Raw genomic sequence first — 26,437 nt, 5'->3', positions numbered from 1 at the left:
TAGAGGCAATTATTTGATGTATAATTAAAGTAATACAAAATCTAGTGATAGTTATAGGGAGGTGATTTTATGGATCCAAGAACACATGTTATAATTGCCAAAAAAATATATAATGCATTAGATCCACAAAAAAAATCTATTATTAAGAAAAAAAATTTTATATATGGAAATATAAAGCCTGATTTGGTTTCAAAATATAAATTAAGGAAACATTATAGAAAAGAGTCTTATGAAGTAATATTAGAAAAAATAGAAAAATTATCAAAAATAAATAGCTTAGATGAAATACAGAAAAAAAATATTTTTGTAATTTTAGTCAAGAACTTGGAGTTATTTGTCATTTTATATGTGATTTTTTTTGTGTACCACATGATGAGAGATGGGAATTTAAGCATAGCATGTTTATTCATATTGCTTATGAAAAAAAACTAAACTTTATAGCAAAAAAGTATAGTTTTGAAAAAAATATAGATATAAATTTAAATTCTTTCGACGATGTAAAAAACTTTTTAAGTGCTATTTATGAAGATTATAAAAAAGATGAATATTTAGATACTTATAAAAGAGATTTGAAATATTCTTATAATATTTGTTTAATAATTATATCTAAAATATTAGATGAAATGATTTATTACTATAAAGAATAATATAAAAAGTATAATTTGATTAAATTTACATTTTAAGTGTAAGTTTAATTAAATTATAAAAAATAATAAAACTGCATTGATAAAATACATTTTTTGAAAAAAGTTAATGAATTTTATTTGTTATTAAAAAAATAAAAAAAATACTTTACATTTAATATATATATACGTATTATAGTAAAGGAAGAAAAAAATTAAGGAGTGGCAGAGATCATGAATTTTTTCAAAAAATATTCTACTTTTCATAAAATATACTTTATAGTATTCTTTTTTTTCAATATATTCACATTTTGTTTGGGACTATATAATGAAAAATCATTAAGTGCAACGATACTTATTGTTTCGATAGCATCAATTATATCTACTATATCAGGACTTTTTGCAGGAATTTATACAGCAAGGGCAGAAGTTGCGGCTTATGCATGGGGAATAGTAAACAGTTGTTTTTACATATTTATTTCAATTACAAATCATATGTATGCTGAAGTAATACTTTATGTTATATATATGTTACCGATGAACATATATGGATATTTTGCATGGAGAAAAAGTGCAAGACAAACAAAACATGATAATACAACTGAATCAACAATAGAGGTTAGAAGTTTAAGTAAAAAACAAATGGGACTTATAGTGCCAGGAGTGTTAATACTTTGGGGATTATATGCGTTATTTATATATAACCTTCCAAATATATTACAACCAGTATTAGGTTTTAGAATACCTGCTGACCATCTATTTTATATAGATTCATTTACAGCAACTGTAACAATATTTGCAGTTATAGTTTCAACAAAAAGATTTAGAGAAACTTGGTATTTTTGGATACTATCAGATGGTGTAGGAGCAATTCTTTATTTCACATCTTTATTTACTCAAACATCATTTTCAATCAGTTCTTTATCAGGAGCTATGATGTGGATACAATTCTTAACAAATGCCATATATGGTGTTATTGTGTGGAAGAAACTTGATAAAGCTGAACATGGTAAATAATAAATATCAATTTATAAAGGTATGAAATAAGTTTATTTCATACCTTTTAATATATTTAAAAGACTATAAATGTTATTGATATTTTCTATAATTATTAGTATAATTTTATTATTTTTAAGCATTAATATTCACATTAAAAGAAAGATGCATAGAATATTATATATTTTAATCTTATTATTAATTAATATTGTTAAAATAATATAATCTTTAGAAAGGTAAACGTAATTATGGAAAATATATTTAAAAATTTACTTGCTAGTGGAGTAAAATTTTATTATCAAGATCCTAGTATAGAATTTTCAGAGGTTACTAATATAGTTCTTTTGGATGATGAATTTTTAAAAATAGAATTAAATTATAAAGATAAGTATAAAATATCAATAAACAAATTTAAAAATTATCATTCAAAAGACAATATAAATTATTATAATTGGCAAGAAATAAGAGAATTTGATGCACTTTTAAGCGAATACATATATTAATATTAACTTAAAAATCCATTAGTGTAAAACTAATGGATTTTTATTTAAAATTTCATTCTATTATGATAAAATTTTCTTAAGACAAACTTATGATTAAGAGGAGGAGAATATATGAAGACTATTTATAATAATAAAGAAAGTTATAAGAAAGCTTTAGAGGTACCTCTTTCTAAAAAAAATAACTCTGAAAATAAAATTAATAAGGAAATCAATAAAAAAGAAGATATGTTTTTTATTGATGATATTTTTGCAGATGATAAGTTTTATAATTTTAGGAGATTTTGTAGGATTAATAAATATAAAGTGTTAGGTGATTTAAATAGAGATGTTATTAAACAATTTGAATCTACCAAAGGTGTTGGGGTAGGAAAGATAGATGCTATTTTATCTAAATTAAAGGAAATTTATTCAGATAGAGAATATGTATTAAATAAGTTCTATCATTTTAATAATGTAAATATTTCTAATGCTAATCAAGAAATAATTTATGTATTTTGGCAAGATAAGTACAATAAATTTAAAGAATTTTGCAAGGAAAATTCAATAAAATATATAGAACAAATAGATAATAATTTGTTATTTAAGTTTAAAAATATAAAAGGAGTTGGAGAAGGGAAGGTTAGGGATATAGTTTCTATTTTAGAATGTTATGCTATGGATAATGTTAATGGAAATTATGAAGTGTTTGATGTTAAAGATATATATCCATTTGTAAAGGATTTATCGCTTGCAAATTTATGTAATATCTTTGAAATAGAAAACAATGAAAACAATGTTTTAATTAAAGATATACAAGGAAAAAATTTAGAGGATATAAAGAATATAAATAAAGATAATCTGAAAAAATTGTTAAAAAAGATAAATTTATTGAAATCTCCAAATACTATAATAGAAAATTTTCAAATGTCATTAGATGATAGAACGAAGAATATTTTATTTTTAAGATATCATAAGTATAAAACTTTGCAAGATATAGCAAATAAATATGGAATAACAAGAGAAAGAGTTAGACAGATAATATTTATAGCTATAAATAATTTAAAATCTATGATAATAATAGAGAATTTTGTACCTTCCATTAAAATATATACAGGTGATATAAATCATATAAATTATGATAAATTTATAAAAATTGTAGGGAAGGATAAAAGTCATATAATAAATATTTTAATTAAAGAAGAAATAATAAAATTTAATAATATTTATTGTTAAAGTGGGGTGAAAAATGTTTGAATGTGGACTTAGAGGATATAATTTCTAAAGTATATACAAGTAAATATAATAGAGAAAATACATTTAGTGGAGAATTTAAAAATGTATTTTATAGATTTATAGGAGTAGAAAATACTAATAATTACAATAATATTTTAAAAAAGATTCAAAAAAAGGTTAATGAAAATATTGATGTAACGATTGTATTTGATAATTCTATTGATTTGCTTGGAGAAATAGAGCTTATAGAATATATATATAAAGAAATAGAAAATATGGATGTATATAATATTTCTAAAGAGCAGATAAATATTTTAAACAATATAGAAATAAATAATAAGTTTTTAAAGGCTTTAGAATATGTTTGTAATTTATCTATAAATAATGAAAATTTCTTTAGTGAAAGTGTAAGAAATAATTTTATAACAAAACTTATAGTATGGGGATATAGTTATTTAAGAAATATTAATTTTGATAAAGACATAAACCCTAAGTGTATTTATTACGGTGATATCGAAAGACACAGTGTTTATTTTTTAATATTGCTTTATTTGATGGGATTTGATGTGATTTATATAAATCCTTTAAAAGAAGAATTTTTTAATGAAATAGATAGAGATAATTTAAGCAAATGTATAAAGTATTTAAATATATTAAGTGTAGAATCTTTTGATTATACAGCAGCAAAGGGAGAAGATATAGAAAAAACTGAGACTATAACAAAACAAATACAAAAAGATATACAAGACACGCTCTTTTCTGATATAGATATATTTAAGGCATGGCAATTTAGAGGCGGATATACAAAGTCAATACTTTTAGATACTATTTTAGAGGATATATATACTTACTTTAGTGAACCAGCAAAATTAAGAGAGGGATTTAAAGTAGATAAAGATATAAACACTGTAAAAATACCTTGCTTTTTTTATAAGATAGATGGAGAATATAAGGATATATTGAATTATCAGAAACTTGTGAAATATTGTGTTGAAAATTCAGATACACTTTTTTTTAATACAGGCTATATATCAAAGGATGAAAATTTTAATGATGATATGTATAAATTAATGTTTTTAAGATTAGGAGACGGGACTTTTGATATAGATGGAATAAAAAAACTTCCTATATATAAATTTTCAAAATATAGTGAAGAAACTCAAAATTTTTTATTAAAAAAATTTAATGAAACTATTTTAGATAAGAGTTTGTTTACTAAACCGTTAAAGGATACAGAAATTTTAAAATTATTATCCTTAGTATTATCATTAAATGATCTTATAGTAAGGCACATAGATAATTTTGATTTTACATCTAATGTTCCTAAAATAGTTATATATTTAGATGATGAGAATGTAATTTCAGATTCTATGGTTATGATTTTGGCATATATTCATAAAATAGGTTTGGATATAATTATATTTAATCCATCAGGTCTTAGCAATTTAGGTAAAATAATAAGAAATGATAGATTTAATTATATAAGGCTTGAAAAAATGGAATATGAATCAAAATATAAAAAACTTATGTTAACAAAAAATATAAAAGGAAAAGTAGGTGCTATATCTAAATTTTTTAAATTTTAGTGCTTAGAATACAATTTAAGTAATGATTATTATATAATATAATATCAAAAGTAATAATTAATAATAAGGAGATTAATAGATTTATGAATGAAAATGATATATTTAATTTAGAAAATAATAATGGATTTAATGATAAAAATAATAATAATGATTTTAATATGAATAATCAAGGAAGCAATATAAATTATGGAAGTGGACAAAATTACAACCAAGGTAATATGCAAAATACTCAGTATATGAACAACAATAATTATTCAAATTTCAATATGAATCAAAATCAAACAAATGGAAATTTGATGAATATGAATAATATGAAAAATAATGTGGATATCATGAATAATAATATGGTAAGTGACGATTCAATATTTAATCAAATGGATGAATATAAAACGCATTTAAGGTCTTTAAAAGAAGTTCAAGATTTAACTAGTGAAGTTAATGTGGAAAACCCAAACTCAATACTTCAATTTGGTCAAAGAGCAAGTGAAGGAATATCTAAAGTATCAGACGAACTATTAAATTCAATGAAAGCTGTAAAAACTGAGGAAGCAACAGAGATGCTTAGTAGTTTAACAAGAATAATGGATAAGTTTGATGTTAAAGAACTTCAAAACCAAGATGGAAAAGAAGGGAAAATATCTTTCTTTGGTAAAATGTTTAAAAAAGTTCAAACATCAGTAGCAGACCTTTTCCAAAAATATGATACTATGGGTATAGAAGTTGAAAAAGTGTATGTAATTCTTAGGAAATATGAAGGAGAAATAAGAGAATCAAATAATAGACTTAAAAGACTATTTGATGGCAATGTAGAATATTATAAGCTTTTAGAAAAGTATATTGTAGCTGGAGAACTTGCGATTGAAGAGATTGATAATTATATAAATCAGTATAATTTGGCAACTAATATAAATGAAGAAGAAAAACGCATGATGATGCAACGATTAGAACTATCTAAAGAAATGTTATCACAAAGAGTTTATGATTTAAGAGTTGCTGAAAATGTTGCTATACAAGCTGTTCCTGCAATACAAAATATTCAAATGTCAAATTTTAATTTAATGAGAAAGATAAATTCATCATTTATAATAACTCTTCCTATTTTTAAACAATGTCTAGCTCAAGCAATAATTCTTAAAAGACAAGAGATTCAAGCCAAATCAATTAAACAATTAGATGACAAAACAAATGAACTTCTTCAAAGAAACGCAGCTAATACAGCAGCGCAATCAGTAAGAATAGCTAAAATGGCATCATCTAGTTCTATAAATATAGAAACTTTAGAAAAAACTTATAACACTATATTAAAAGGAATAGAAGAAACAAAAGCCATAGAAGAGGCTAACAGGATTCAAAGAAATGAAAATATAGGAAGATTAGAGAATATAAAGAAAGATTTAAAAGGTAAGATAGTTATATAATTGAACAAATTGTAAATAAATATATTTAAAAGATAAAATAATAATAATTTTCATATTATGATTATATTAATCAATATACTATATGTTGACACAAAGCATTAATGTGTTATAATTATACTAATATCATAATATGAAAATTTGACATAAATTAATACTGTGATTTTAGTATTTTTATTAAATTAAGAATTATATTGTTTAGAGAATAATTCATAAGGTATTAAAAGATTTTTTATTAAAAAAGGAGGTCTAAATTATGGCTATAAATTTAGGAAGTGGATTTTCAAATAATAATCAATCAGGAGCATTGAATTTAAAGAAAAATGATATTTTAAATTTAACTAAAAAAGAACCAGGGTTAGAAAAAGTTGTATTAGGTGCAGGATGGGATATATCTTTAAATGGAAGTACTTTCGATTTAGATATATCAGCTTTTTTATTAGGGCAAAATGGAAAAGTAAATAATGTAAATGAAGATGTTATCTATTTTAATAATATGAATGGTCAAGGAATAAAGTTATGCGCAGATAATAGAACTGGCGTTGGCGAAGGTGATGATGAGAGAATAGAGATAGATTTAAGGCAAATAAAAGAGAGTATGTCAAAAATTGTTTTTGTAGTTACAATATTTGAAGCTATGGAAAAAAGACAAACTTTTGGCATGATAGATAATTCATATATAAGACTTTTAGATGAGAAAAATGGTGAAAAAGAAATCTGTAGATTTAATCTAAAGGAAAATGGTTCAACGGCTACAGCAGTGGTATTTGCGGAGCTTTTTAAAGAAAACAATGAGTGGCATTTTAAAGCTTTAGGTGATGGTAAGATTGCAGATTTGAACGGAATATTAAGTTTATATATGTAAAGTTAGATTCTAGGTGTTAGTAAAGGGAGTGAAGTATATGGCATTTAATTTTTTAAAAAAGCTTATAGGGGTTGACTCTCAAGAAGAAAATATTAAATATAGTGATTTAAGGACGAATCCATCTAATCAAAGTGGAAATGATTGTACTGGAGTCTTAAACTTAAAGAAAAATGATGTTTTAGATTTAACTAAAAGAAATCCAAGTTTAAACAATTTAGTATTAGGTGCAGGATGGGATTCTAGTAGAATAGGAGCTAATATCGATTTAGATTTAATAGCTTTTTTATTAGATAGTAATGGAAAGTTAGTAAAATCAGATAAAAATATCGTTTATTATGGATCTAAAAAGGCAAAAGGGATATTTTTAAATGGAGATAATTTAACAGGTGAGGGAGAAGGCGATGATGAAAAAATATTTGTTAATTTATCAGAGATAGTTCCAGAATGTAAAAGAATAGTATTTGCAGTAGTAATATATCAAGGGCATGAGAGAAGACAAAGTTTTAAAATGATAAAGAGATGCTATGTAAGGTTATTAGATGCAAACAATAATGAAAAAGAGATTTGTAGATATAATTTATCAGAAGATGGTAAAAACAATACAGCAATAATATTTGCAGACCTTTATAGAGAAGGGGAAGAATGGAATTTTTCGGCTTTAGGTGAATTAAAGCAAAGCTCTATAAGAAGTTTATACAATTCTTATAAAGGTTAAAGGAGAGAAAAAATTTGAAAAGAGGCCTAAATGATAAAGAAGTTGAAAAAAGCAGAATAAAATATGGACAAAATATAATAGAAGAAGCAAAGCCAGAAACATTTTTAAATAAGTTTTTAGATGCCTTTAAAGATCCAATGATAATGCTTTTAATAGTGATAGCAGTAATACTGGGTGGAATGGCAGCAATAGGACATGCTTCATGGTCAGAACTTGTTGGAATTGGGATATCTATTTTAATAGTTACATTTATTTCGGCAAAAACTGAAGTTGCATCTGATAATGAATATAGAAAATTAAAAAATAGTGCAGAGAAAGAAAAGTGTAAAGTTTATAGAAATGGTCAAGCTATAGAAATAATAGTAGATGATATAGTTGTCGGAGATTGTATAATTTTAGAATCTGGAGATAAAATACCAGCTGATGGTATATTAATTGATGGTGAATTAAAGGTTGATAATTCAGCCTTAAATGGAGAAGCTGAAGAATGTAGAAAAACAGCTTCAATAGATAATAACATTATGTATGAGGAAGAAGTTGCGATAACTGGAGATACATTTGTAGATAAATCATCATTATTTAGAGGAGCAGTAGTTTATAGCGGATATGGTTTAATGAGGGTTAAAAAAATAGGTATGAATACTGTTATGGGTTCTATGGCAAAAGATATGACATCAAAAGAAGTTGATAGCCCATTGAAAGTAAAACTTAAAGATTTAGCCGGAAAGATATCTAAATTTGGCTATATTGGGGCAGTGGTTATTGCTGTAATATTAATATCTCAAAGAGTAATAACAGCAGGTGGAATTAATGCATATTTTGATTTAGGAGCTATGTATATAATAAAAGACCTGTTAGAAACCCTTATGTTATCAGTTACAATTATTGTTATGGCGGTGCCTGAGGGGCTTCCTCTTATGATAGCAATAGTTTTAATGAGAAATACATCAAAAATGCTTCAAAATAATGTCTTAGTTAGAAAGCCAATAGGGATAGAAACAGCTGGTTCATTAAATGTGTTATTTAGTGATAAAACAGGAACTATAACAAAGGGAAAATTAGAAGTAGTTGAATTTTTTGATGGAAATATAGAAGATAGTTACAACGAAAGTAAAGTAATAAAAGAGTTTATGGGACTTTGCATAGGAAAAAATACAGGTGCAATGTTTGATGAAAAAGGTAATGTTATAGGTGGAAACCTTACTGATAAAGCTTTACTTAATTTTTTAACTAAAAAAGAAATGGATAAATATTCAGACATAGTAGTTAAAAAATCTCAAATGTTTAATTCTACTAACAAATATTCAGCTGCCCAATTAAATGGAAAAACAGTTTATAAGGGAGCTCCTGAAAGACTTTTAATAAATGCTAAGAAATGTATAGATAAAAATGGAAATATTGTTAGTATAGATAAGAGTAAAATTAATAAAAAGATAGATTTATTAGCTGATAAGGCTATGAGAGTTTTGGCTTTTGCAATAAGTGAAAAACCTTTGGTTTCGGATACACTTCCAGATGATTTAATTATAGTAGGTTTTGTTGGAATTAGGGATGATGTAAGACCAGAAGCTAGACAGGCTATAAAAGAAGTCCAAAATGCTGGCGTTCAAGTTATAATGATAACTGGTGATAGAAAAGAAACAGCAGTAGCAATAGCTAAAGATAGTTATCTTATCACAAAAGATACACATATTGCTTTAACATCTGAAGAACTTAATAAATTAAGTGATGATGAAGTTAAAGAAATACTTCCAAATCTTAGAGTGATAGCAAGAGCTCTTCCAACAGATAAATCAAGAATGGTAAGAATTACTCAAGAACTTAATTTGGTTTGTGGTATGACAGGTGATGGAGTAAATGATGCGCCTGCATTAAAAAGAGCAGATGTTGGATTTGCAATGGGGTCTGGAACTGATGTGGCAAAAGAGGTAGGAGATATAGTAATTTTAGATGATAATTTTAAATCTATTGAAAGTGCTATACTTTATGGAAGAACAATCTACAATAATATATTAAAATTTATAAAATTCCAGTTAACAATAAATGTTGCAGCTGTTACAGTGTGTGCAATAGCACCTTTATTTGGAATAGAACAACCTCTTACAATAACTCATATACTTTGGATAAATCTTATAATGGATGGATTGGGTGCCATGGCTCTTGGTGCAGAACCTGCGCTTAAAGATTATATGAATGAAAAGCCAAAGTCAAGAACTCAAAGTATTGTATCTAGAAAAATGTTTACTCAAATCCTTTGTGCAGGTGGTTGGGTTGCTTTAATAAGCTTTATCTTTTTGAAAACACCATTGTTTACAAATATATTTAATAATAATTTAGATGTATTATTAACAGGATACTTCTCATTCTTTGTGTTTACAGCAGTATTTAATGGATTTAATGTTAGAAGTGAGGGAATAAATATACTTCAAAACATAAATGAAAATAAAGGGTTTTTAAAAGTTATGGGAGCTATAATTGTAGTTCAAGTAATATTAACATTCGTTGGAGGAGAATTCTTCTCATGTGCGCCTCTTAATTTGGCACAATGGATTACAGTTATAATAATGGCTTTAACTATAATACCGTTTGATATGATAAGAAAGGTTATCTTTAATAAACAAGAAGAAGCTATGAAGGATGCTGATAAAGCGATTATATAAATAAAAGGAAGGTTTAATAACCTTCCTTTTTATTTATATAAAAGTAATTTTAAACAAAAGATATTTATATAAAAAAATAGAGTATAATCTTACGAAGAACTACAAAATTACATAAATAACAAAATCTAAAAATTCTTTAGAAAATATCTTTAAAATTAGCGGTTTTAAAGATGTTTTTTATTATTTAAAACTCATAAGTATACTCTAAACAAAATTCAAAATGAATTGTATCATAGCTTTATATAAAATGCAATATATAAATTAATAAATAAATGGCTAAAAAAATTAATGATAATCTCTTTAGCCATTTATAAAATATGTAATTAATTTTAGCTACTAATTAAATCTTAGTGCCACCATCCAGCTATCATCATAAAGCCTGGAATCCAAGCTGTAACTATACCTTCAAAGATTGCTAAAGCTCCAACGCTTCTTCCTAAGTTTATCTTTAAAACTGTTTCAACCCATCCAGTAAACCATAAAGCTGCCCATAACCACCAGATTATAGCCATAGCTATGTTGTTTATTCCGCCATCTGCCCAAGATAACATACCAGCTGGGATGGCTGTAATTGCAACGAATAAACTATACCAACCATATAATCTTTGGTCTAAATTGAAAATTCCGTTTAATGCAACATAAAGATATGTAAAACCGAATAATAATCCTGTAGCGGCAGCATAAAAATCTGTTCTGCTACCAAGAACTTCTCCACATATTATTACTATAACATTACAAACAACTGATAGACCGCCTGTAAATAAGTTCATTATTGCTTGTGATTTTGGATCTACATGAGATAATCTTGCAATACCATTACTAATAAGTACAATTGCTACGTATAAAAGAACTACTCCTAACATATAGTGTTTCCTCCTTTGTTTTTTTTTATTTTACAATTTTAATTTAATAAATATATGTATGTATATATAATATCAACATATAGATTTTTTGTAAACAATAAAGTGAAATTTTAATTTAATTTAATTTTAAAAAGTATAAAAAAATAGGTAAAAAAGTGTTATTTTATTATAAATTCTAATGTCAAGTAGCATATTTTTAAAATGAAACGTATTCAAATAAGGAAAAATGTAAAAATTTTTTTAAAATTGTTTGAAAATTAGATTATAACATGATATTATTATTGATAAATACGACTGACTTCGACAAAAAATAAAATTTGCCTAGAAGTTTTAAAGATAATATTTAAGGGTTACAAGTTGAATTTTTTGTATAATATTGTCTTTAATGTTGTTATATTTTTTATGTGTGAAATTATAAAAACATATGAAGCTTTGCTAAAAATACTTAGTATAGTTTTATATAAATTATTTAAAAAGGAGGAATAAATAAATGAGATTAACAATGAGAGAGCAAGAAAAGCTTATGATTGTTGTAGCGGCAGAAGTTGCTAGAAGAAGACTTAAAAAGGGATTAAAACTTAATTATCCAGAAGCTGTTGCAATTATAACAGATGAAATAATGGAAGGTGCTAGAGAAGGTAAAACTGTACATACTCTTATGGATGAATGCAGAAATATTTTAACTAGAGATCAAGTTATGGAAGGGGTTCCAGAAATGGTACACACTGTTCAAGTTGAATGTACATTCCCAGATGGAACTAAACTTGTGACTGTTCATGATCCAATACAATAATAGAGAAGGGAGATTTAAGTTATGATACCAGGAGAATACATTTTAGCAAAAGAACCAATTAAATATAATGAAGGTAGAGAAGCCATAGAACTTAGAGTGGTAAATAATGGAGATAGACCAATTCAAGTTGGCTCACATTTTCATTTCTATGAAGTAAATGAAGGATTAGAATTTGATAGAGAAAAAGCTTTTGGAAAGAGATTAGATATTCCATCAGGTACAGCTGTTAGATTTGAACCAGGAGATGATAAAATAGTTAAGATTATAGATATAGCTGGAACTAGAAGAGTTTTTGGTTTAAACAATAAAGTTGATGGATTTTTAGATAAAGGGGGCAGAAAATAATGAGTTTTGAAATAGATAGAAAACGTTATTCAGATCTTTTTGGACCAACTACAGGAGATAAAATAAGACTTGGAGATTCTGAATTATTTATAGAAATAGAAAAAGACTTCACAGTTTATGGAGATGAAAGTAAATTTGGTGGAGGAAAGACTTTAAGAGATGGTATGGGTCAAAACTCTATTGAAACTAGAAATAATCCAAAAGTTGTAGACCTTATATTAACTGGTGCAACAATTGTTGACTACACAGGAATATATAAAGCTGACATTGGTATAAAAGATGGAAAAATAGCTTATATAGGAAAAGGCGGAAATCCAGATGGTATGGATGATGTTGACTTTATAGTAGGAGTTAGTACAGAAGCTTTTGCAGCTGAAGGATTAATAGTAACAGCTGGAGGTCTTGATACTCACGTTCATTACATAAGTCCAGATTTAGTTGAAACAGCACTTCATGGAGGAATAACAACAGTTATAGGTGGAGGAACTGGTCCTAATGATGGAACAAATGCTACAACTGCAACTCCAGGAGCTTGGAACATAGAAAGAATGATAGAAGCTGCTGAAGGTCTTCCAATAAACATGGGATTCTTAGGAAAAGGTAGTGGAGCTAACTTAGAAGTTAATGCAGAGCAAATAGAGGCTGGTGCTTGTGGTCTTAAAATTCATGAAGACTGGGGTGCAACTAGATCTGCGATAGATTATTCACTTCAAGCAGCTGATAAATATGATGTTCAAGTTGCAATTCATACAGATACATTAAATGAAGGTGGATTCGTTGAACATACAATAGAAGCAATTGGTGGAAGAACAATGCATACATTCCATACAGAAGGAGCTGGTGGTGGACATGCTCCTGATATAATGAAGATGGCAGGACAATTAAATATATTACCAGCATCAACAAACCCAACAATGCCATATACAGTAAACACTATAGCAGAACATTTAGATATGCTTATGGTTTGTCACCACTTAGATCCAAAAGTTCCAGAAGATATAGCTTTTGCTGATTCAAGAATTAGAAAACAAACAATTGCGGCAGAAGATATATTACATGATATGGGAATATTCAGTATCATGAGTTCTGATACAATGGCTATGGGAAGAATTGGTGAAGTTGTAACTAGAACATGGCAAAATGCATCAAAAATGAAAGTTCAAAGAGGACCATTAAAAGGTGATTCAGAGTTTAGCGATAACAACAGAGTTAAAAGATATGTTGCTAAATATACTATAAATCCAGCTATAGCACACGGAGTAGATGAATATATAGGTTCAGTTGAAGTAGGTAAAATGGCTGATTTAGTTGTTTGGGATCCAGCATTCTTTGGTGCTAAACCTAAAATGGTAATAAAGGGCGGAGTAGTTAGTCTATCAGCAATGGGAGAAGCTAATGCATCAATTCCAACTTGCCAACCAGTACTTATGAGAAATATGTTTGGAGCTTACGGAAAAGCTAAAGGAAACACTTGTGTAACTTTTGTTTCTAAATACGCTTATGAACATGGAATTAAAGAAAAATTAGGTTTAGAAAACATAGTTTTACCTGTTAAGAATATAAGAAATTTAACTAAAAAAGATATGAAGTTAAATGATGTAATTCCAGAATCATTAGAAGTAGATCCTCAAACTTATGACGTTAAAGTTAATGGTGAAGTAATAAAATGTGAAGCTGCAGAAGAACTTCCAATGACTCAAAGATACTTCTTATTCTAGGATTTAATTATTTATTTTTAGAATAAATTTTATTTAGATAGATAGAGAATTTGTTTCTCTATCTATTATTAAAAATTAGGTATTTATTTGAAAGGAGAATGGTTATGATATTTGAAGAAATATTGGGAAATGTTAAAGAATTAGAAAATAAAGAAAAATTTCATATAGAAAAAGTAATAGTTAAAAGAGATGACTTATTAAAAAGAATCATGAGAGTAACATCAGACCATGGACATGAATATGGAATATCTTTAGAAAAAGGTAAAACTTTAAGCAATGGAGATATTTTATTTAATGATGGACATAATGTTGTTATGGTTCAATTTGAAAGCAATGATATATTAGTAATAAAACCAAAGAGTATAAATGAAATGGGAAAAATAGCTCACGAACTTGGAAATAGACATCTACAAGCGCAATTTGAAGATGATACTATGATTATAGAATATGATAGTCTAGTTGAAGATAAACTAAAACACGATAAAATAGATTATGTAAGAGAAGAAAGAGTATTAGAAAAGGCATTTAGACATGTTGAATTTGAACACAGACACTAAGATATTAAAGGTTTTAAAGATAATACAGTTATGTGATTCGAATTTCCCAGTAGGCTCATTTAACCACTCTTATGGAATGGAAACTTACCTAAGAAAAGATGAAATTAAAAATACAGAAACATTTAGAAATTGGTTAAAAATATATTTAAATAAACAATTTATATATTCAGATGGTCTTTGTATAAGAATATTATATGATATATTAAAAGAGCATGGAAAATTAGAAATAACAAAAGAAATAATAGAACTTGATAGAAAAATAACAGTTCAGAGTATAGCAAAAGAGAGTAGAGATGGAGCAAAGCTTATAGCAGGAAGAATGATAAGAATGTTTATAGACCTTTATGATTTTGAAATACTAAAGGAATATGATAAAAAAATAAAAGAAAAAGAAGCTTTTGGACACCCAGCAATAGTATTTGCCTTAGCTCTTTATAGCTTGGGGTTAAATGTAAAAGAAACGATTTGTTATCATATATATAGTACAATTTCTACTTTGATTCAAAATGCAGTAAGGACCATACCTCTTGGACAAAAAGATGGGCAAATTTTGTTAAAAGAATTTTGTGAAGATACAGAAATTCTTTTTGAAAAAATAGAAAATGCCGATTTAGATTGCTTTGGACTTAATGTTCCAGGGATTGAGTTATCTCAAATAAATCATGAGACGTTAATATTTAGATTGTTTATGTCATAGTATTTTAATTTGTATAAAATATTTTATAGTGTTTATTGAGATAAAACTGCTATTAATACATATAGAAAGAAGGAAAAATTTATGGCAAGACCAGTAGTAATAGGTGTTGGTGGACCAGTTGGAAGCGGAAAAACACTTTTAACTGAAAGACTAACAAGAATGATAAACGATAAATATAGTTGTGCAGTTATAACAAATGATATTTATACTAAAGAAGATGCAAAATTTATGGTGAAAAATTCTATATTACCAGAAGAAAGAATAATGGGTGTAGAGACAGGAGGATGTCCACATACTGCAATTAGAGAAGATGCTTCAATGAATTTTGCAGCAATAGAAGAAATGAAATCAAGATTTTCAGATTTAGATATAATCTTCTTAGAAAGTGGTGGAGATAATTTAGCGGCTACATTTAGTCCGGATTTGGTTGATTTTTCCATATACATAATAGACGTTGCACAAGGTGAAAAGATACCAAGAAAAGCTGGACAAGGTATGATAAAAAGTGATTTATTTATCATAAATAAAATAGATTTAGCACCATATGTAGGGGCAGATTTAGAAGTAATGAGACAAGATACTTTAGCATTTAGAGGGCAAAAAGATTTTATATTTACAAATCTTAAAAATGATTCTGGTGTTTTAGAAGTATTAAACTGGATTAAGAAAAATTGTCTTTTAGAAGGAATATCATAAAATGAGTAACTTAAATGATAATAAATATGCAGGTTTAATTGACTTGGTTTTAGAAAAACAAGGAGATGTTGTTGTATCTCCTAGAAAGTATTTTAATGGAGTGTTTAAGTTATCTCCTAAAATGGAATTAGATGTTGAAAGAATACCTGCATATTTTTTAATGCAATTAGGTGGAGGAATAGTTGAAGGAGAAAGATACAATATAAACGTAGAGCTAAAAGAGAATGTTCGTGCTATAGTAACTACTCAAGCTGCTAGTAAAGTTTATAAATGCGAAAATAGTTATGAATCTTTTCAAGAAACTACTCTAAAACTTGAAGAAAATAGTATTTTAGAATATATAACAGATCCAGTTATTCTTTATAAAGATGCAGTTTATAGACAAGAGAATAATATATATATGACAAAGAGTTCTACTCTTATTTATACAGATGGGATAACATCAGGATGGTCTCCTGATAAAAAAAGGTTCCAATATGAAAAAGCAAAGCTTAAAACTAATATATATATGGATGGAGTTCCTGTATTATTAGATAATATGTTAATAAATCCTAGAGAAGATGATATAGATGGTTTAGGATTTATGGAAGGATATAAAAATTTTGCAACTTTAATAATTTTAGATGATAGAATAGATAAAAATATTATAGAACATTTAAGAGAAGAAATATTAAAGTTAAATTTAGATATAAATTTTGGAATAACAGGACTAGAAGTAAATGGTTTTGTTTTGAGAGTTATAGGAAATTTAACGCAAGATTTAGAAGAAGTAGTGGGGCTTTGCCACAATTACATAAGAAGAAAGGTGTTAAATTCACAAAATTTAACAATTAGAAAGTTATAATTTATTTCCTAAAGTATCATTAAAAAGACTACAAAATAAGTTAATCATAGACTATCTATAAATTAAAAAAATATGAGTAATTTATACAAAAATCTTAAAAGGTATCTTAAGTAGTAAGATAATATTTTATTAGTAAATAATTAATCAATTTAAGATACCTTAAAGTAATTATATTATAGAGTCTTTAAAATTTAGTATAGATATTGATTAACTTTTAGATAGTAAGTATAATGGGTTAGGAGTTACATATTATAAAAAATAAATAAAAAGGAGAAAAAAGAAATGACAGCGATAAACAACGGCGACGTAGCATTTATGGTCATAGCCACAGTACTAGTATTTGTTATGACACCAGGGTTAGCATTTTTCTACGGTGGTCTTGTAGAAAAGAAAAATTCCTTAACAATGATGATGTATTCATTTATTGCAATAGGAGTAGTAACAGTAATGTGGGTATTTGGAGGATTCTCTCTAGTATTTGGTAATGATATTGGAGGAGTTATAGGAAATCCACTTCAATATTTCATGTTAAATGGAGTAGATTTCTCTGTTAACGCTACCTATGGTGCACATATACCATTTTTAATGTTCTTTATGTACCAATTAATGTTCGCAATTATAACTGCGCCACTTATGACTGGAGCTTTTGCAAACAGAATGAATATAGGTGGATGGATAAAAGTATTAATTATTTGGATGATATTAATTTATTTCCCAGTAGCTCACTGGGTATGGGGTAACGGATTCCTAGAAAAAATGGGATTTGTTGATTATGCCGGAGGAACAGTAATACATATAACAGCAGGATTTGGAGCATTGGCTGCAGTATTTTTCTTAGGAAAGAGAGCTGTTAAACCTAAAAAAGGTCCTGGAAACATAGGTTTAGTATCTCTTGGAGGTGCAATCTTATTATTTGGATGGTTTGGATTTAACTCAGGTGGAGCTTTAGCTAGTGGACAAACAGCGGCTATAGCATTTACAAACACTGGAATAGCAGCAGGATTTGCAACAATTGTTTGGGTAATTATATGTTATATTAAAGAAAAACATTTCTCTTTATTAGAAGTTTTAGTTGGAGCTGTTGCAGGATGTGCAACTATAACACCATGTGCAGGTTATGTTACACCTCAAGGTTCGGTTGCTATTGGTATAATAGCTGCAATAATATGTTACTTATGCGTAGCATTTGTAAAGAAGATGAAATGGGACGATGCATTAGATGTTTGGGGAGTTCACGGAATGGGTGGATTTACAGGAACACTTTTAATAGGAATATTTGCAAGTTCAGCAGTTAATGGTGTACAAGCTGGAATACATCAATTCTTAATTCAATTATTTGGTGCTGTTTTAGTTGCAATTTATTCATTTGTAGTAACACTTATAGTATTAAAGATTGCAGATGCAACAGGAACTATAAGAGTAAGTAAAGAAACTCAAGAAATTGGATTAGATAAAGTTCTTTTACATGAAGTATTTTCAGTAGAAGAATAATTTGTAAAAAAAGTCGTGATGAAAGTCATGACTTTTTTTATGTAATTTTAAAGTGAGTTTTTAAGAATAAAAAAAGATACAGAAATTCTGTATCTTTTTATTAATGCCACCATCCAGCTATTATCATAAAACCAGGAATCCAAGCTGTAACTATACCTTCAAATACTGAAAGGTAGCCAACAAATTTACCTAAATTCTTTTTAGCTACAGTTTCAATCCAACCTGTAAGCCATAAAACACCCCACAACCACCAAATAATAGCCATGGATATATTAAAGAATCCTCCATCTAAAAAGCATAATATACCAGCTGGAATAGAGTTAACTGCTACAAATAGACTATACCAACCATATAATCTTTGATCTAAATTAAATATTCCATTTAGTGCAATATAAAGATAAGTAAAACCAAATAATAATCCTGTTGCAGCAGCATAGAATTCTGATGTGCTACCTGAAATTTCTCCAAATACTATAACAATAACATTACAAATAACAGATAAACCACCTGTAAATAAGTTCATTATTGATTGAGATTTGGAATCAATTTTGCAAACTCTTGCAATACCATTACTTATAAGTACAATTGCAACATATAAAAGAATAACTCCTAACATAGAAATATTCCCCCTTTGTACTTTAATATTTTTATAAAAAGCATATAAACTTTTTATATTTAAATAATTAAATTAAAAAATGTAAATAAATTATTAAGAATTTTAATAATAAAGATATTTTAATATAAAAAAGTATAAAGTTCAATAAATTTATGCAATTATTATAGAAAAAAATTAAATATAAATAAAAATATGGATATTTTATTATTAATAAAAATTATGATTTATTTTAATTAAATTATAAATTTAAATATAAAATAAAATAAAGTAAAATATAAGAAAATAACATCAATTCTTAATATTTTCCAATAATTATTATAAATATTATTAAATAATTTAATAATTATTTAATAATAATGTTTATATTCTATAAAATCAAATAAAAGTAAATTTTCATATATAAAAATTAAAAAAATAAATAAATTATAAAAAATAATCTTATAAAAAATACATAAAAAAACAAATATAGAATAAAATACATGGAAAAAATAAAAATGAAATGATAAAATAAATTTGTAGTCAAGGAACAATATTAAATATCTAAATAAATAATTAAAGTAAAAGCAATATATGATCACTGTATTTCCAATAATTAAAAATATACATATGATATTTAATATTGTTTAAGACTTACAAAATTCAATTATAAACATTAGGAGGAGTTAATATGAAAAGAAAATATTCAAAATTTAAAGTAGCAGCAGTACAAGCAGCACCAGTATATTTAGATTTAGAAAAAACAGTAGATAAAGTAGTAAAATTTATAGATGAAGCAGGACAAAATGGAGCAAAATTAGTAGCATTCCCAGAAGGATTTATACCAGGGTATCCATTCTTTGCATTTGTAGGTGGACCAGAATATGCAAAACAATTCTATGTTCAATTATATAAAAATGCAGTAAAAATACCAAGTTACTCAGTACAAAGAATAAGCGAAGCTGCAAGAAGAAATAAGATACATGTATGTGCATCTATGAGTGAATTAGATGGAGGTTCATTATACTTAACTCAACTTTGGTTTAACTCAAATGGAGATATAATAGGAAAACATAGAAAGATGAGAGTAACAAGTGGAGAAAGACTTGTATGGGGTGATGGAGATGCAAGTATGATGCAAGTTCATGAAACTGAAATCGGTAACTTAGGAGGACTTATGTGTTGGGAACACCAAGTACCATTAGACCTTTGCGCTATGAATTATCAAAATGAACAAATCCACGTAGCATCATGGCCAGGATTTTTTGCAGATGAATTATCAAGCAGATATTATGCAATATCAACTCAAACATACGTTGTAATGTGTGCATCATTAATAACAGAAGAAATGAGAAATATAATTTGCTTAAATAAAGAGGCTCATGCAATATTTGATACATTTGTACCAGGACACACTTGCATTTATGCACCAGATGGAGAGCCAATGTGTGATTTAGTTCCAGAAGGTGAAGAAGGAATAGCTTATGCAGAAATCGATTTAGATAAAATAATAGAGTATAAATATTACATAGATCCAGCAGGACATTATTCAAATCCTTGTTTATCAATGAATATGGATATAACTTCAAAGAGAGTACTTAAAAAAATAGGTGAACAAGAAGATTTAACTATATCATATGAAGAAATAAATAAATTTGAAGAATAGATTAATTAAATAGGAGGGATTTCATTATGGAAAGAAAATATTCAAAATTTAAAGTAGCAGCAGTACAAGCAGCGCCAGTATATTTAGATTTAGAAAAAACAGTAGATAAAGTAGTAAAATTTATAGATGAAGCAGGACAAAATGGAGCAAAATTAGTAGCATTCCCAGAAGGATTTATACCAGGATATCCATTCTTTGCATTTTTACAAGGGCCAGAATATGCTAAACAATTCTATGTTCAATTGTATAAAAATGCAGTAAAAATACCAAGTTATTCAGTACAAAGAATAAGCGAAGCTGCAAGAAGAAATAGAATACATGTATGTGCATCTATGAGTGAATTAGACGGAGGTTCATTATATTTAACTCAACTTTGGTTTAATTCAAATGGAGATATAATAGGAAAACATAGAAAGATGAGAGTAACAAGTGCAGAAAGACTTGTATGGGGCGATGGAGATGGCAGCATGATGCAAGTTCATGAAACTGAGATTGGTAGCTTAGGAGGACTTATGTGTTGGGAACACCAAGTACCACTAGATCTTTGTGCAATGAATGGACAAAATGAACAAATTCACGTAGCATCATGGCCAGGATTTTTTGCAGATGAATTATCAAGTAGATATTATGGAGTATCAACTCAAACATATGTTGTAATGTGTGCATCATTAATAACAAAAGAAATGGGAGATATGATGTGTTTAAATGATGAGGCAAGAAGAGTATTTGATACATTTGTACCAGGTCACACTTGCATTTATGCACCAGATGGAGAACCAATGTGTGATTTAGTTCCAGAAGGTGAAGAAGGAATAGCTTATGCAGAAGTAGATTTAGATAAATTACCTGAATATAAATATTACATAGATCCAGCAGGACATTATGGTAATAAGAATTTAACAATGAATTTTGATAGAAGATCAAAGAAAATTGTTAAAATGATAGGTGAAAATGATAATAACGTATTAACTTACGAAGAACTACAAAATATTAAATAATAGAATTTAAAAATTTTTTAGAAAATATCTTTAAAGTTAGCGGCTTTAAGGATGCTTGTTAAAAATACAAACAAAAATATTAATTATTCAATTTAATTTTCATAAGATATATATAATATTAACGCACAATAACACATAATAGTATTAATAAATTCACTAAAATAGTAAATAAAGATAGATATAAAAGGCTATATTAAAATAATTTTAATTTATTTTAATATAGTCTTTTATTTTTTTATAATATAGTAATTAAAACTAAAAAATAAATATAATATATTGATATTAATATTGCAATATTTGGGTTGAAAAGTTAATATTAAATGTAGAGAAAATTTAATAAAGCTATTTAATTGCAATAGTCTATACAAGGGAGCATGAGATGATAAAAAAATTTAATAAAGATAAGCTACCCATAATTTTTATACTTATTTTATCTTTTATTTTAAATATGTCTAATTTAAAGATACAAGGATATGGTAACGAATATTATGTAGCAGGAATAAAAAGTATGTTAACTAGTTTTAAAAACTTTTTCTTTTTATCCTTTGATCCATCAGGATTTGTAAGTCTAAATAAGCCTCCTATTGGTTTATGGATACAGGGTATATTTGGTAAAATTTTTGGAGTAAGTGGTTTTGCTTTAATATTGCCAGAGGCTTTAGCAGGAACCTTATGCGTTTTTATATTATACATTTTAATAAAACGTTATTTTGGTTTTATAGCTGGTATTATGGCAGCACTTATACTTGCTATAACACCTGTATATGTTGCTGTTAGTAGGACAAATGATTTTCAAACAATATTAATTTTATTTATGTTATTATCAATTATGCCGGCTATAAAGGCTACGAAAACAGGGAATATAAAATATTTAATAGTAAGTGTTATAATAGTTGGAATAGCTTTTAATATAAATAGATTAGAAAGTTTTATAATTATACCAGCTATATATTTAACGTACATATTTTCAGAATCAGAAGGAGAAAAAAGAGTAATCGAAAGGTATGTGTGTGGAATTACTTTTATTACTCAAGAGAGAGAAAAGGTGTCTTTAAAAGCTAAAATAAAATGTTTGATTTTAGCAACGATAGTTCTTTTAGTGGTTTCATTAAGTTGGTCTTTTTTAGTAGATTTGGTTCCTGTAAATGCTAGACCATATGTTGGAGATAGCACAACAAATAGTGAGATAGAGCTTGTATTAAATCAACATAATCAAGTTAGTAATAAGATAAATTCAAATATTAACTTAAATTATGATGGTGACAATACCTTAAGTTATAACACATTAAATGAAAATGAGTTTATTAAAAATTATAATGAATGGAATACAATTCATAAAGATAACAAAACTCAATTTGGTATATTTAGACTATTTCAAGATAATAATTTGTCAGATCAGATAGCATGGTTTTTACCTTTAGCTATAATAAGTTTTATAGTGTCTATAATAAATAGAAGGAAAATTATTGCCCTTAAAAGTACTAAGAATATAACAATAATGTTTTTTTCTATATGGTTTGTAACTGAATTTTTATATTTTAGTTTTGTATATAGCAATATTTATGATTTAGCTACTTTAGCTGTACCAACTGCTGCATTATGTGGTATAGGTATTAAAAAAATGATACAAAGTTATAGAAAAAATAAAAGCATGTGGCTTTCTTTATCTTTAGGGTTAACTATTATTGTTCAATATATTATTGTTATTTATTATAGAGAAAATTTATCGTATTTGCTTATACATTTATTTTATTTAGATTTAGGTATCTCAATAATTGCAGTCTTTACTTTATTTAAAATTAGAAACAAGAAATTTACAAACAATAATCTTAAAAATGGATTAATAGTAATATCTATAATTGGATGCTTAATAATACCGTTAATAGGCTCAAGTGCTTCTTTAGTATATAAAACAGATGGAATATTTAAAGGAGCAGGTCTTCAATTATTTGAGAGTAAAACTCAACAAAATGTAAATAATTATATGAAAAATTATGGTGTAGAATTTGGTGGTAGTGAAGATTTAAGTAAATTTATAAATTTCTTAAATGAAAATAAGGGGGAAAATCAAGAATATTTATTAGTTACTCCATCTGCTAGTGTTTATGCACAAAATATTATATTAGATACTGGTGATAAAGTTATGGCTTTAGGAGGAAGAACTGGAAATGATGATATATTAACTCTTTTTGCTTTTAAGCAGTTAGTTAGAGAGGGAAAGGTAAAGTATGTTTTAGTAGGAAATGAAACAAATAGTTTTAATAACGCTAGTATTATGAATTGGGTTAAAAATGTTGGAAAAGTTATTCCAAATAGTCAATGGCAAGATACAAATATAACAGTTGCGAATAATATTTTATATAATGTATTTAAAAATGATAGAAGGGATACATTATATGAAGTAACACCTAATGATGTAAGCTAAAGTTTTACTAAAAGAAAGGGGATATAGCCATTTATCTAAATTTAGATAAATGGCTTAAAAATTATGGAAAATAAGATATTGAATAATAATTTAGAAATTAAAATAAAAGATGTAGAAAGTAATATTAACAGTTATATAAAATGGTTAAATAATAATAAAAAAAATAAAGTGCCTATAACTATATCAAAAGAATATTTAGTTAAGGCTCATTATCATAAAGAAGAAGGTAGAGGCGGATATTTTGCACCAGAAAGTGGAACTAGTGAAGGTCAATTTTTAACGCTTTTAGGACTTTTAGATGTTTATGAAATTACAAAAGACAAAGAGATTTTAAATCTTGCTAAAAATATAGCACAATCAACATTGGTTCATTTATATGGAAATAATGAAATTCCAAATGAAGAGTTTAATGAGGAATATATATATTCACCACATTGGCTTTTTAATGCTAGTAATGATGAATTTTCAAGTGAAATTATTTATTATAATAAAGAAGTTAATTTTGTTAATGGAGTTGGAATCATAAACACAAAATATAAAGCTAAAAGAGTTTTTTCGGTTAGGGAAATGACAGGAAAGCTAGAGTGGGAAAATCCTTTTTCTAAAATTGTGGGCAAAGAATATGAAATTTCAGAGAAAATGATTAAGGATAATAAAATAGTTATAAAACTTTTAGAAAATTATTCTGGTAAATTATTAGTAGTTTATTCTGATTTAGGAGGAGATAAGATACAGCCTTCTGAAAATTATGAAGCATATCCTGTCTGGAGAAAATTATTAAAAGGAGAAACTTCTTGTGCAGTTGATAGCATTTGGTGGAGCTATCAATGTTTTAAAAAGTTATATGAAATATTAGGAGATTTAAAATATAAAAAAATATTAGAAAATATGAAGGGGCTTATAAGATTTATATGTAAAGTAGAAAATTCTAATGATTATATAACAGAAGATTTTGAAAGTGGCAATCCTTTTTCTCAAAAAGGAACTTATACTTATGATAATAGAGAGGGAGAAGTTGTTTTTTTAAGAGATAGTTGTGATGGAGCTATTTTAATAAAAATACCTAAAGGAAATGGAGAAGTTCAATTTGGAAAAAGCGCAATAAACGAGGTGATTCCTTTAGATAGATTTTATAAACTTAAAATTTCAACATTGGTTAAAGGAAAAATAAAAGTTATTTTGACTGATAAAAATGGATATAAAAAGGATAGAAGATGGGAAAAGATAATAGAGACAAAAGGGAATAATATAATAGAAGAATTTTTATTGTATCAAGATGATTTTGTTAATAGTGCTAATAATGAGGAAAAACTTCCCCAAAACATAAATTTAAAGACAATGATAATAAGTACAGAAGATACAAATTATCAAGAAATAAAAATTTTTCATTTAAGAACATTACCTCTTACTAATTATCCATATGCACCATGGATTTTACCTTTTACAATAAATACAATAAATAATAAACTAAATGGACAGATGGGTATGCCTTATGTTGGATATCAAGCACCTTGGTTATGGCAAGAATTAAACGATGAAATTGGAGTTTTAGAGTCTTTAAAGTTTATTAATGATTCTAGAAATGCTTATAAGAAAATAACCAAAAGTAGTAATAATTTTTTTGCACCAGTATTTTTGTGGGATGTATGGAATAGAGAAGACTATGGGGAAAAAAATACATTTGCATTTAATGGACCAGATCCAAATGCAACATGGGGTGGATATCAATATAGAGCGATAGAATGTGTAGCCAAAACACTATATAATGATAATACTTTAATTTTAGCGAGGGAAATAGTAGAAGATTTTTTAACAGATATAGATAGGATTTGGAAAAGCTATAAGGACAACTTGGTAACTGATTTTAGGGAAAGTGGTCAACTTTTAAAAGAGTATTATAGTTCACATGATGTTGCTCTTGTTCTTCGTGCATCTTTGTATGCTTTAAAAAGTGGTGTTGTGGATAAAGAATTGTCAATGCGATTAATAAATAAATGCGTTTTAAGTTTGAATTATAATTTTAATAAAAAAACCATTATAGGGATAAATAAATTATCAGGAACTTGGGCAAAAGATAATAAATGGTATATGTTTTGGGGAGGAGAAATTTTAAGTTCTTTATCTCTTCTTGTAAAATTTTATAGGGAAGAAAGTTTATAATATTTTGATTAAAAAGA

Annotated in this window: 24 protein-coding genes; 22 read left to right on the top strand and 2 right to left on the bottom strand. The window is 26.6% G+C overall.

Translation table 11 applies throughout. The annotated features are described in order from the left end of the window. The first annotated feature begins 69 nt into the window (after nt 1-69). The 10 genes from DR020_RS12565 (at nt 70) to DR020_RS00520 (ending at nt 10,575) form a co-directional block, all read left to right on the top strand. Entirely contained in the window at nt 70-432 is a 363-nt protein-coding gene (locus DR020_RS12565; RefSeq protein ID WP_112364960.1) for a zinc dependent phospholipase C family protein, read from the top strand. Further along, nucleotides 333-647, top strand: a complete 315-nt coding sequence (locus tag DR020_RS12560) for a zinc dependent phospholipase C family protein (RefSeq protein WP_112364959.1) — start codon at nt 333-335, stop codon at nt 645-647. The genes DR020_RS12565 and DR020_RS12560 overlap by 100 nt, the downstream gene beginning before the upstream one ends. 210 nt (nt 648-857) lie before the next feature. After that, on the top strand, nt 858-1,640 hold the full coding sequence (gene pnuC, locus DR020_RS00555) for a nicotinamide riboside transporter PnuC (protein ID WP_055257927.1): 783 nt from the start codon (nt 858-860) through the stop codon (nt 1,638-1,640). 227 nt (nt 1,641-1,867) lie between these two features. Beyond that, nucleotides 1,868-2,122, top strand: a complete 255-nt coding sequence (locus tag DR020_RS00550) for a hypothetical protein (protein WP_055257924.1) — start codon at nt 1,868-1,870, stop codon at nt 2,120-2,122. A gap of 111 nt (nt 2,123-2,233) precedes the next feature. Further along, the gene (locus DR020_RS00545) at nt 2,234-3,334 is read left to right on the top strand and encodes a sigma factor-like helix-turn-helix DNA-binding protein (RefSeq protein ID WP_112364958.1); all 1,101 of its coding nucleotides are present in this window, start codon (nt 2,234-2,236) and stop codon (nt 3,332-3,334) included. Between the two features lie 23 nt (nt 3,335-3,357). Further along, nucleotides 3,358-4,920: a YceG family protein gene (locus DR020_RS00540; RefSeq protein ID WP_235865656.1), complete on the top strand. Its 1,563-nt coding sequence runs from the start codon at nt 3,358-3,360 to the stop codon at nt 4,918-4,920. A gap of 83 nt (nt 4,921-5,003) precedes the next feature. Continuing rightward, entirely contained in the window at nt 5,004-6,338 is a 1,335-nt protein-coding gene (locus DR020_RS00535) for a toxic anion resistance protein (RefSeq protein WP_207655882.1), read from the top strand. A 253-nt stretch (nt 6,339-6,591) separates the two neighbouring features. Further along, nucleotides 6,592-7,200 (top strand): TerD family protein, encoded by a 609-nt coding sequence (locus DR020_RS00530; RefSeq protein ID WP_055257916.1) that lies wholly within the window; start codon nt 6,592-6,594, stop codon nt 7,198-7,200. A 37-nt stretch (nt 7,201-7,237) separates the two neighbouring features. Next, the gene (locus DR020_RS00525; protein ID WP_082412310.1) at nt 7,238-7,915 is read left to right on the top strand and encodes a TerD family protein; all 678 of its coding nucleotides are present in this window, start codon (nt 7,238-7,240) and stop codon (nt 7,913-7,915) included. Between the two features lie 14 nt (nt 7,916-7,929). Further along, the gene (locus DR020_RS00520) at nt 7,930-10,575 is read left to right on the top strand and encodes a calcium-translocating P-type ATPase, PMCA-type (RefSeq protein WP_112364956.1); all 2,646 of its coding nucleotides are present in this window, start codon (nt 7,930-7,932) and stop codon (nt 10,573-10,575) included. A gap of 347 nt (nt 10,576-10,922) precedes the next feature. Here the strand turns inward: DR020_RS00520 and DR020_RS00515 are convergent, their stop codons facing one another. Continuing rightward, entirely contained in the window at nt 10,923-11,438 is a 516-nt protein-coding gene (locus DR020_RS00515; RefSeq protein ID WP_112364955.1) for an AmiS/UreI family transporter, read from the bottom strand. A 490-nt stretch (nt 11,439-11,928) separates the two neighbouring features. Between DR020_RS00515 and DR020_RS00510 the strand changes: the two genes are divergently transcribed. The 8 genes from DR020_RS00510 to DR020_RS00475 all read left to right on the top strand — a co-directional run bounded on the left by DR020_RS00510 (nt 11,929) and on the right by DR020_RS00475 (nt 18,579). After that, nucleotides 11,929-12,231 carry an urease subunit gamma gene (locus tag DR020_RS00510; RefSeq protein WP_055257910.1) on the top strand — a complete coding sequence of 101 codons (303 nt, stop codon included), beginning with the start codon at nt 11,929-11,931 and terminating at the stop codon, nt 12,229-12,231. 21 nt (nt 12,232-12,252) lie between these two features. Next, complete coding sequence (ureB, locus tag DR020_RS00505; RefSeq protein WP_055257908.1) at nt 12,253-12,576, top strand: urease subunit beta; 324 nt, start codon at nt 12,253-12,255, stop codon at nt 12,574-12,576. Beyond that, entirely contained in the window at nt 12,576-14,294 is a 1,719-nt protein-coding gene (ureC, locus tag DR020_RS00500; RefSeq protein ID WP_055257906.1) for an urease subunit alpha, read from the top strand. The genes ureB and ureC overlap by 1 nt, the downstream gene beginning before the upstream one ends. A 104-nt stretch (nt 14,295-14,398) precedes the next feature. Then, nucleotides 14,399-14,851, top strand: a complete 453-nt coding sequence (locus tag DR020_RS00495) for an urease accessory protein UreE (RefSeq protein ID WP_112364954.1) — start codon at nt 14,399-14,401, stop codon at nt 14,849-14,851. Beyond that, nucleotides 14,826-15,548 (top strand): urease accessory protein UreF, encoded by a 723-nt coding sequence (locus DR020_RS00490; RefSeq protein ID WP_112364953.1) that lies wholly within the window; start codon nt 14,826-14,828, stop codon nt 15,546-15,548. Before DR020_RS00495 ends, DR020_RS00490 begins: the two co-directional genes overlap by 26 nt. Nucleotides 15,549-15,629: 81 nt before the next feature. Next, nucleotides 15,630-16,244, top strand: coding sequence for an urease accessory protein UreG (gene ureG, locus DR020_RS00485; protein ID WP_112364952.1), 615 nt, complete (start codon nt 15,630-15,632; stop codon nt 16,242-16,244). Nucleotide 16,245: 1 nt separating this feature from the next. Continuing rightward, nucleotides 16,246-17,088 carry an urease accessory protein UreD gene (locus DR020_RS00480; RefSeq protein WP_112364951.1) on the top strand — a complete coding sequence of 281 codons (843 nt, stop codon included), beginning with the start codon at nt 16,246-16,248 and terminating at the stop codon, nt 17,086-17,088. Nucleotides 17,089-17,370: 282 nt separating this feature from the next. Further along, complete coding sequence (locus DR020_RS00475; protein ID WP_207655881.1) at nt 17,371-18,579, top strand: ammonium transporter; 1,209 nt, start codon at nt 17,371-17,373, stop codon at nt 18,577-18,579. 100 nt (nt 18,580-18,679) lie between these two features. Here the strand turns inward: DR020_RS00475 and DR020_RS00470 are convergent, their stop codons facing one another. Continuing rightward, nucleotides 18,680-19,195 carry an AmiS/UreI family transporter gene (locus DR020_RS00470; protein WP_112364950.1) on the bottom strand — a complete coding sequence of 172 codons (516 nt, stop codon included), beginning with the start codon at nt 19,193-19,195 and terminating at the stop codon, nt 18,680-18,682. Between the two features lie 667 nt (nt 19,196-19,862). Between DR020_RS00470 and DR020_RS00465 the strand changes: the two genes are divergently transcribed. From DR020_RS00465 to DR020_RS00450, 4 genes are all read left to right on the top strand, one after another. Continuing rightward, nucleotides 19,863-20,837 carry a carbon-nitrogen hydrolase family protein gene (locus tag DR020_RS00465; protein WP_055257893.1) on the top strand — a complete coding sequence of 325 codons (975 nt, stop codon included), beginning with the start codon at nt 19,863-19,865 and terminating at the stop codon, nt 20,835-20,837. 26 nt (nt 20,838-20,863) lie between these two features. Continuing rightward, nucleotides 20,864-21,835, top strand: a complete 972-nt coding sequence (locus tag DR020_RS00460; RefSeq protein ID WP_112364949.1) for a carbon-nitrogen hydrolase family protein — start codon at nt 20,864-20,866, stop codon at nt 21,833-21,835. 379 nt (nt 21,836-22,214) lie between these two features. Next, entirely contained in the window at nt 22,215-24,260 is a 2,046-nt protein-coding gene (locus DR020_RS00455) for a glycosyltransferase family 39 protein (RefSeq protein WP_112364948.1), read from the top strand. A 63-nt stretch (nt 24,261-24,323) separates the two neighbouring features. After that, entirely contained in the window at nt 24,324-26,420 is a 2,097-nt protein-coding gene (locus DR020_RS00450; protein ID WP_160110428.1) for a hypothetical protein, read from the top strand. Nucleotides 26,421-26,437 lie beyond the last annotated feature (17 nt).

Origin of the sequence: Sarcina ventriculi (assembly GCF_900456775.1) — a bacterium.
In the GTDB taxonomy this organism is placed as follows: Bacteria; Bacillota; Clostridia; order Clostridiales; family Clostridiaceae; genus Sarcina; species Sarcina ventriculi.
The sequence above is the reverse complement of the archived record's forward strand: the minus strand, read 5'-3'. Positions and strand labels throughout refer to the sequence as shown.

What these genes read in the sequence shown, in the direction of transcription:
- DR020_RS12565 (WP_112364960.1), top strand. Translation starts at nt 70, where the DNA reads ATGGATCCAAGAACACATGTTATAATTGCCAAAAAAATATATAATGCA.
- pnuC (WP_055257927.1), top strand. Translation starts at nt 858, where the DNA reads ATGAATTTTTTCAAAAAATATTCTACTTTTCATAAAATATACTTTATA.
- DR020_RS00550 (WP_055257924.1), top strand. Translation starts at nt 1,868, where the DNA reads ATGGAAAATATATTTAAAAATTTACTTGCTAGTGGAGTAAAATTTTAT.
- DR020_RS00545 (WP_112364958.1), top strand. Translation starts at nt 2,234, where the DNA reads ATGAAGACTATTTATAATAATAAAGAAAGTTATAAGAAAGCTTTAGAG.
- DR020_RS00535 (WP_207655882.1), top strand. Translation starts at nt 5,004, where the DNA reads ATGAATGAAAATGATATATTTAATTTAGAAAATAATAATGGATTTAAT.
- DR020_RS00530 (WP_055257916.1), top strand. Translation starts at nt 6,592, where the DNA reads ATGGCTATAAATTTAGGAAGTGGATTTTCAAATAATAATCAATCAGGA.
- DR020_RS00525 (WP_082412310.1), top strand. Translation starts at nt 7,238, where the DNA reads ATGGCATTTAATTTTTTAAAAAAGCTTATAGGGGTTGACTCTCAAGAA.
- DR020_RS00515 (WP_112364955.1), bottom strand. Translation starts at nt 11,438, where the DNA reads ATGTTAGGAGTAGTTCTTTTATACGTAGCAATTGTACTTATTAGTAAT.
- DR020_RS00510 (WP_055257910.1), top strand. Translation starts at nt 11,929, where the DNA reads ATGAGATTAACAATGAGAGAGCAAGAAAAGCTTATGATTGTTGTAGCG.
- ureB (WP_055257908.1), top strand. Translation starts at nt 12,253, where the DNA reads ATGATACCAGGAGAATACATTTTAGCAAAAGAACCAATTAAATATAAT.
- ureC (WP_055257906.1), top strand. Translation starts at nt 12,576, where the DNA reads ATGAGTTTTGAAATAGATAGAAAACGTTATTCAGATCTTTTTGGACCA.
- DR020_RS00495 (WP_112364954.1), top strand. Translation starts at nt 14,399, where the DNA reads ATGATATTTGAAGAAATATTGGGAAATGTTAAAGAATTAGAAAATAAA.
- DR020_RS00490 (WP_112364953.1), top strand. Translation starts at nt 14,826, where the DNA reads ATGTTGAATTTGAACACAGACACTAAGATATTAAAGGTTTTAAAGATA.
- ureG (WP_112364952.1), top strand. Translation starts at nt 15,630, where the DNA reads ATGGCAAGACCAGTAGTAATAGGTGTTGGTGGACCAGTTGGAAGCGGA.
- DR020_RS00480 (WP_112364951.1), top strand. Translation starts at nt 16,246, where the DNA reads ATGAGTAACTTAAATGATAATAAATATGCAGGTTTAATTGACTTGGTT.
- DR020_RS00475 (WP_207655881.1), top strand. Translation starts at nt 17,371, where the DNA reads ATGACAGCGATAAACAACGGCGACGTAGCATTTATGGTCATAGCCACA.
- DR020_RS00470 (WP_112364950.1), bottom strand. Translation starts at nt 19,195, where the DNA reads ATGTTAGGAGTTATTCTTTTATATGTTGCAATTGTACTTATAAGTAAT.
- DR020_RS00465 (WP_055257893.1), top strand. Translation starts at nt 19,863, where the DNA reads ATGAAAAGAAAATATTCAAAATTTAAAGTAGCAGCAGTACAAGCAGCA.
- DR020_RS00460 (WP_112364949.1), top strand. Translation starts at nt 20,864, where the DNA reads ATGGAAAGAAAATATTCAAAATTTAAAGTAGCAGCAGTACAAGCAGCG.
- DR020_RS00455 (WP_112364948.1), top strand. Translation starts at nt 22,215, where the DNA reads ATGATAAAAAAATTTAATAAAGATAAGCTACCCATAATTTTTATACTT.
- DR020_RS00450 (WP_160110428.1), top strand. Translation starts at nt 24,324, where the DNA reads ATGGAAAATAAGATATTGAATAATAATTTAGAAATTAAAATAAAAGAT.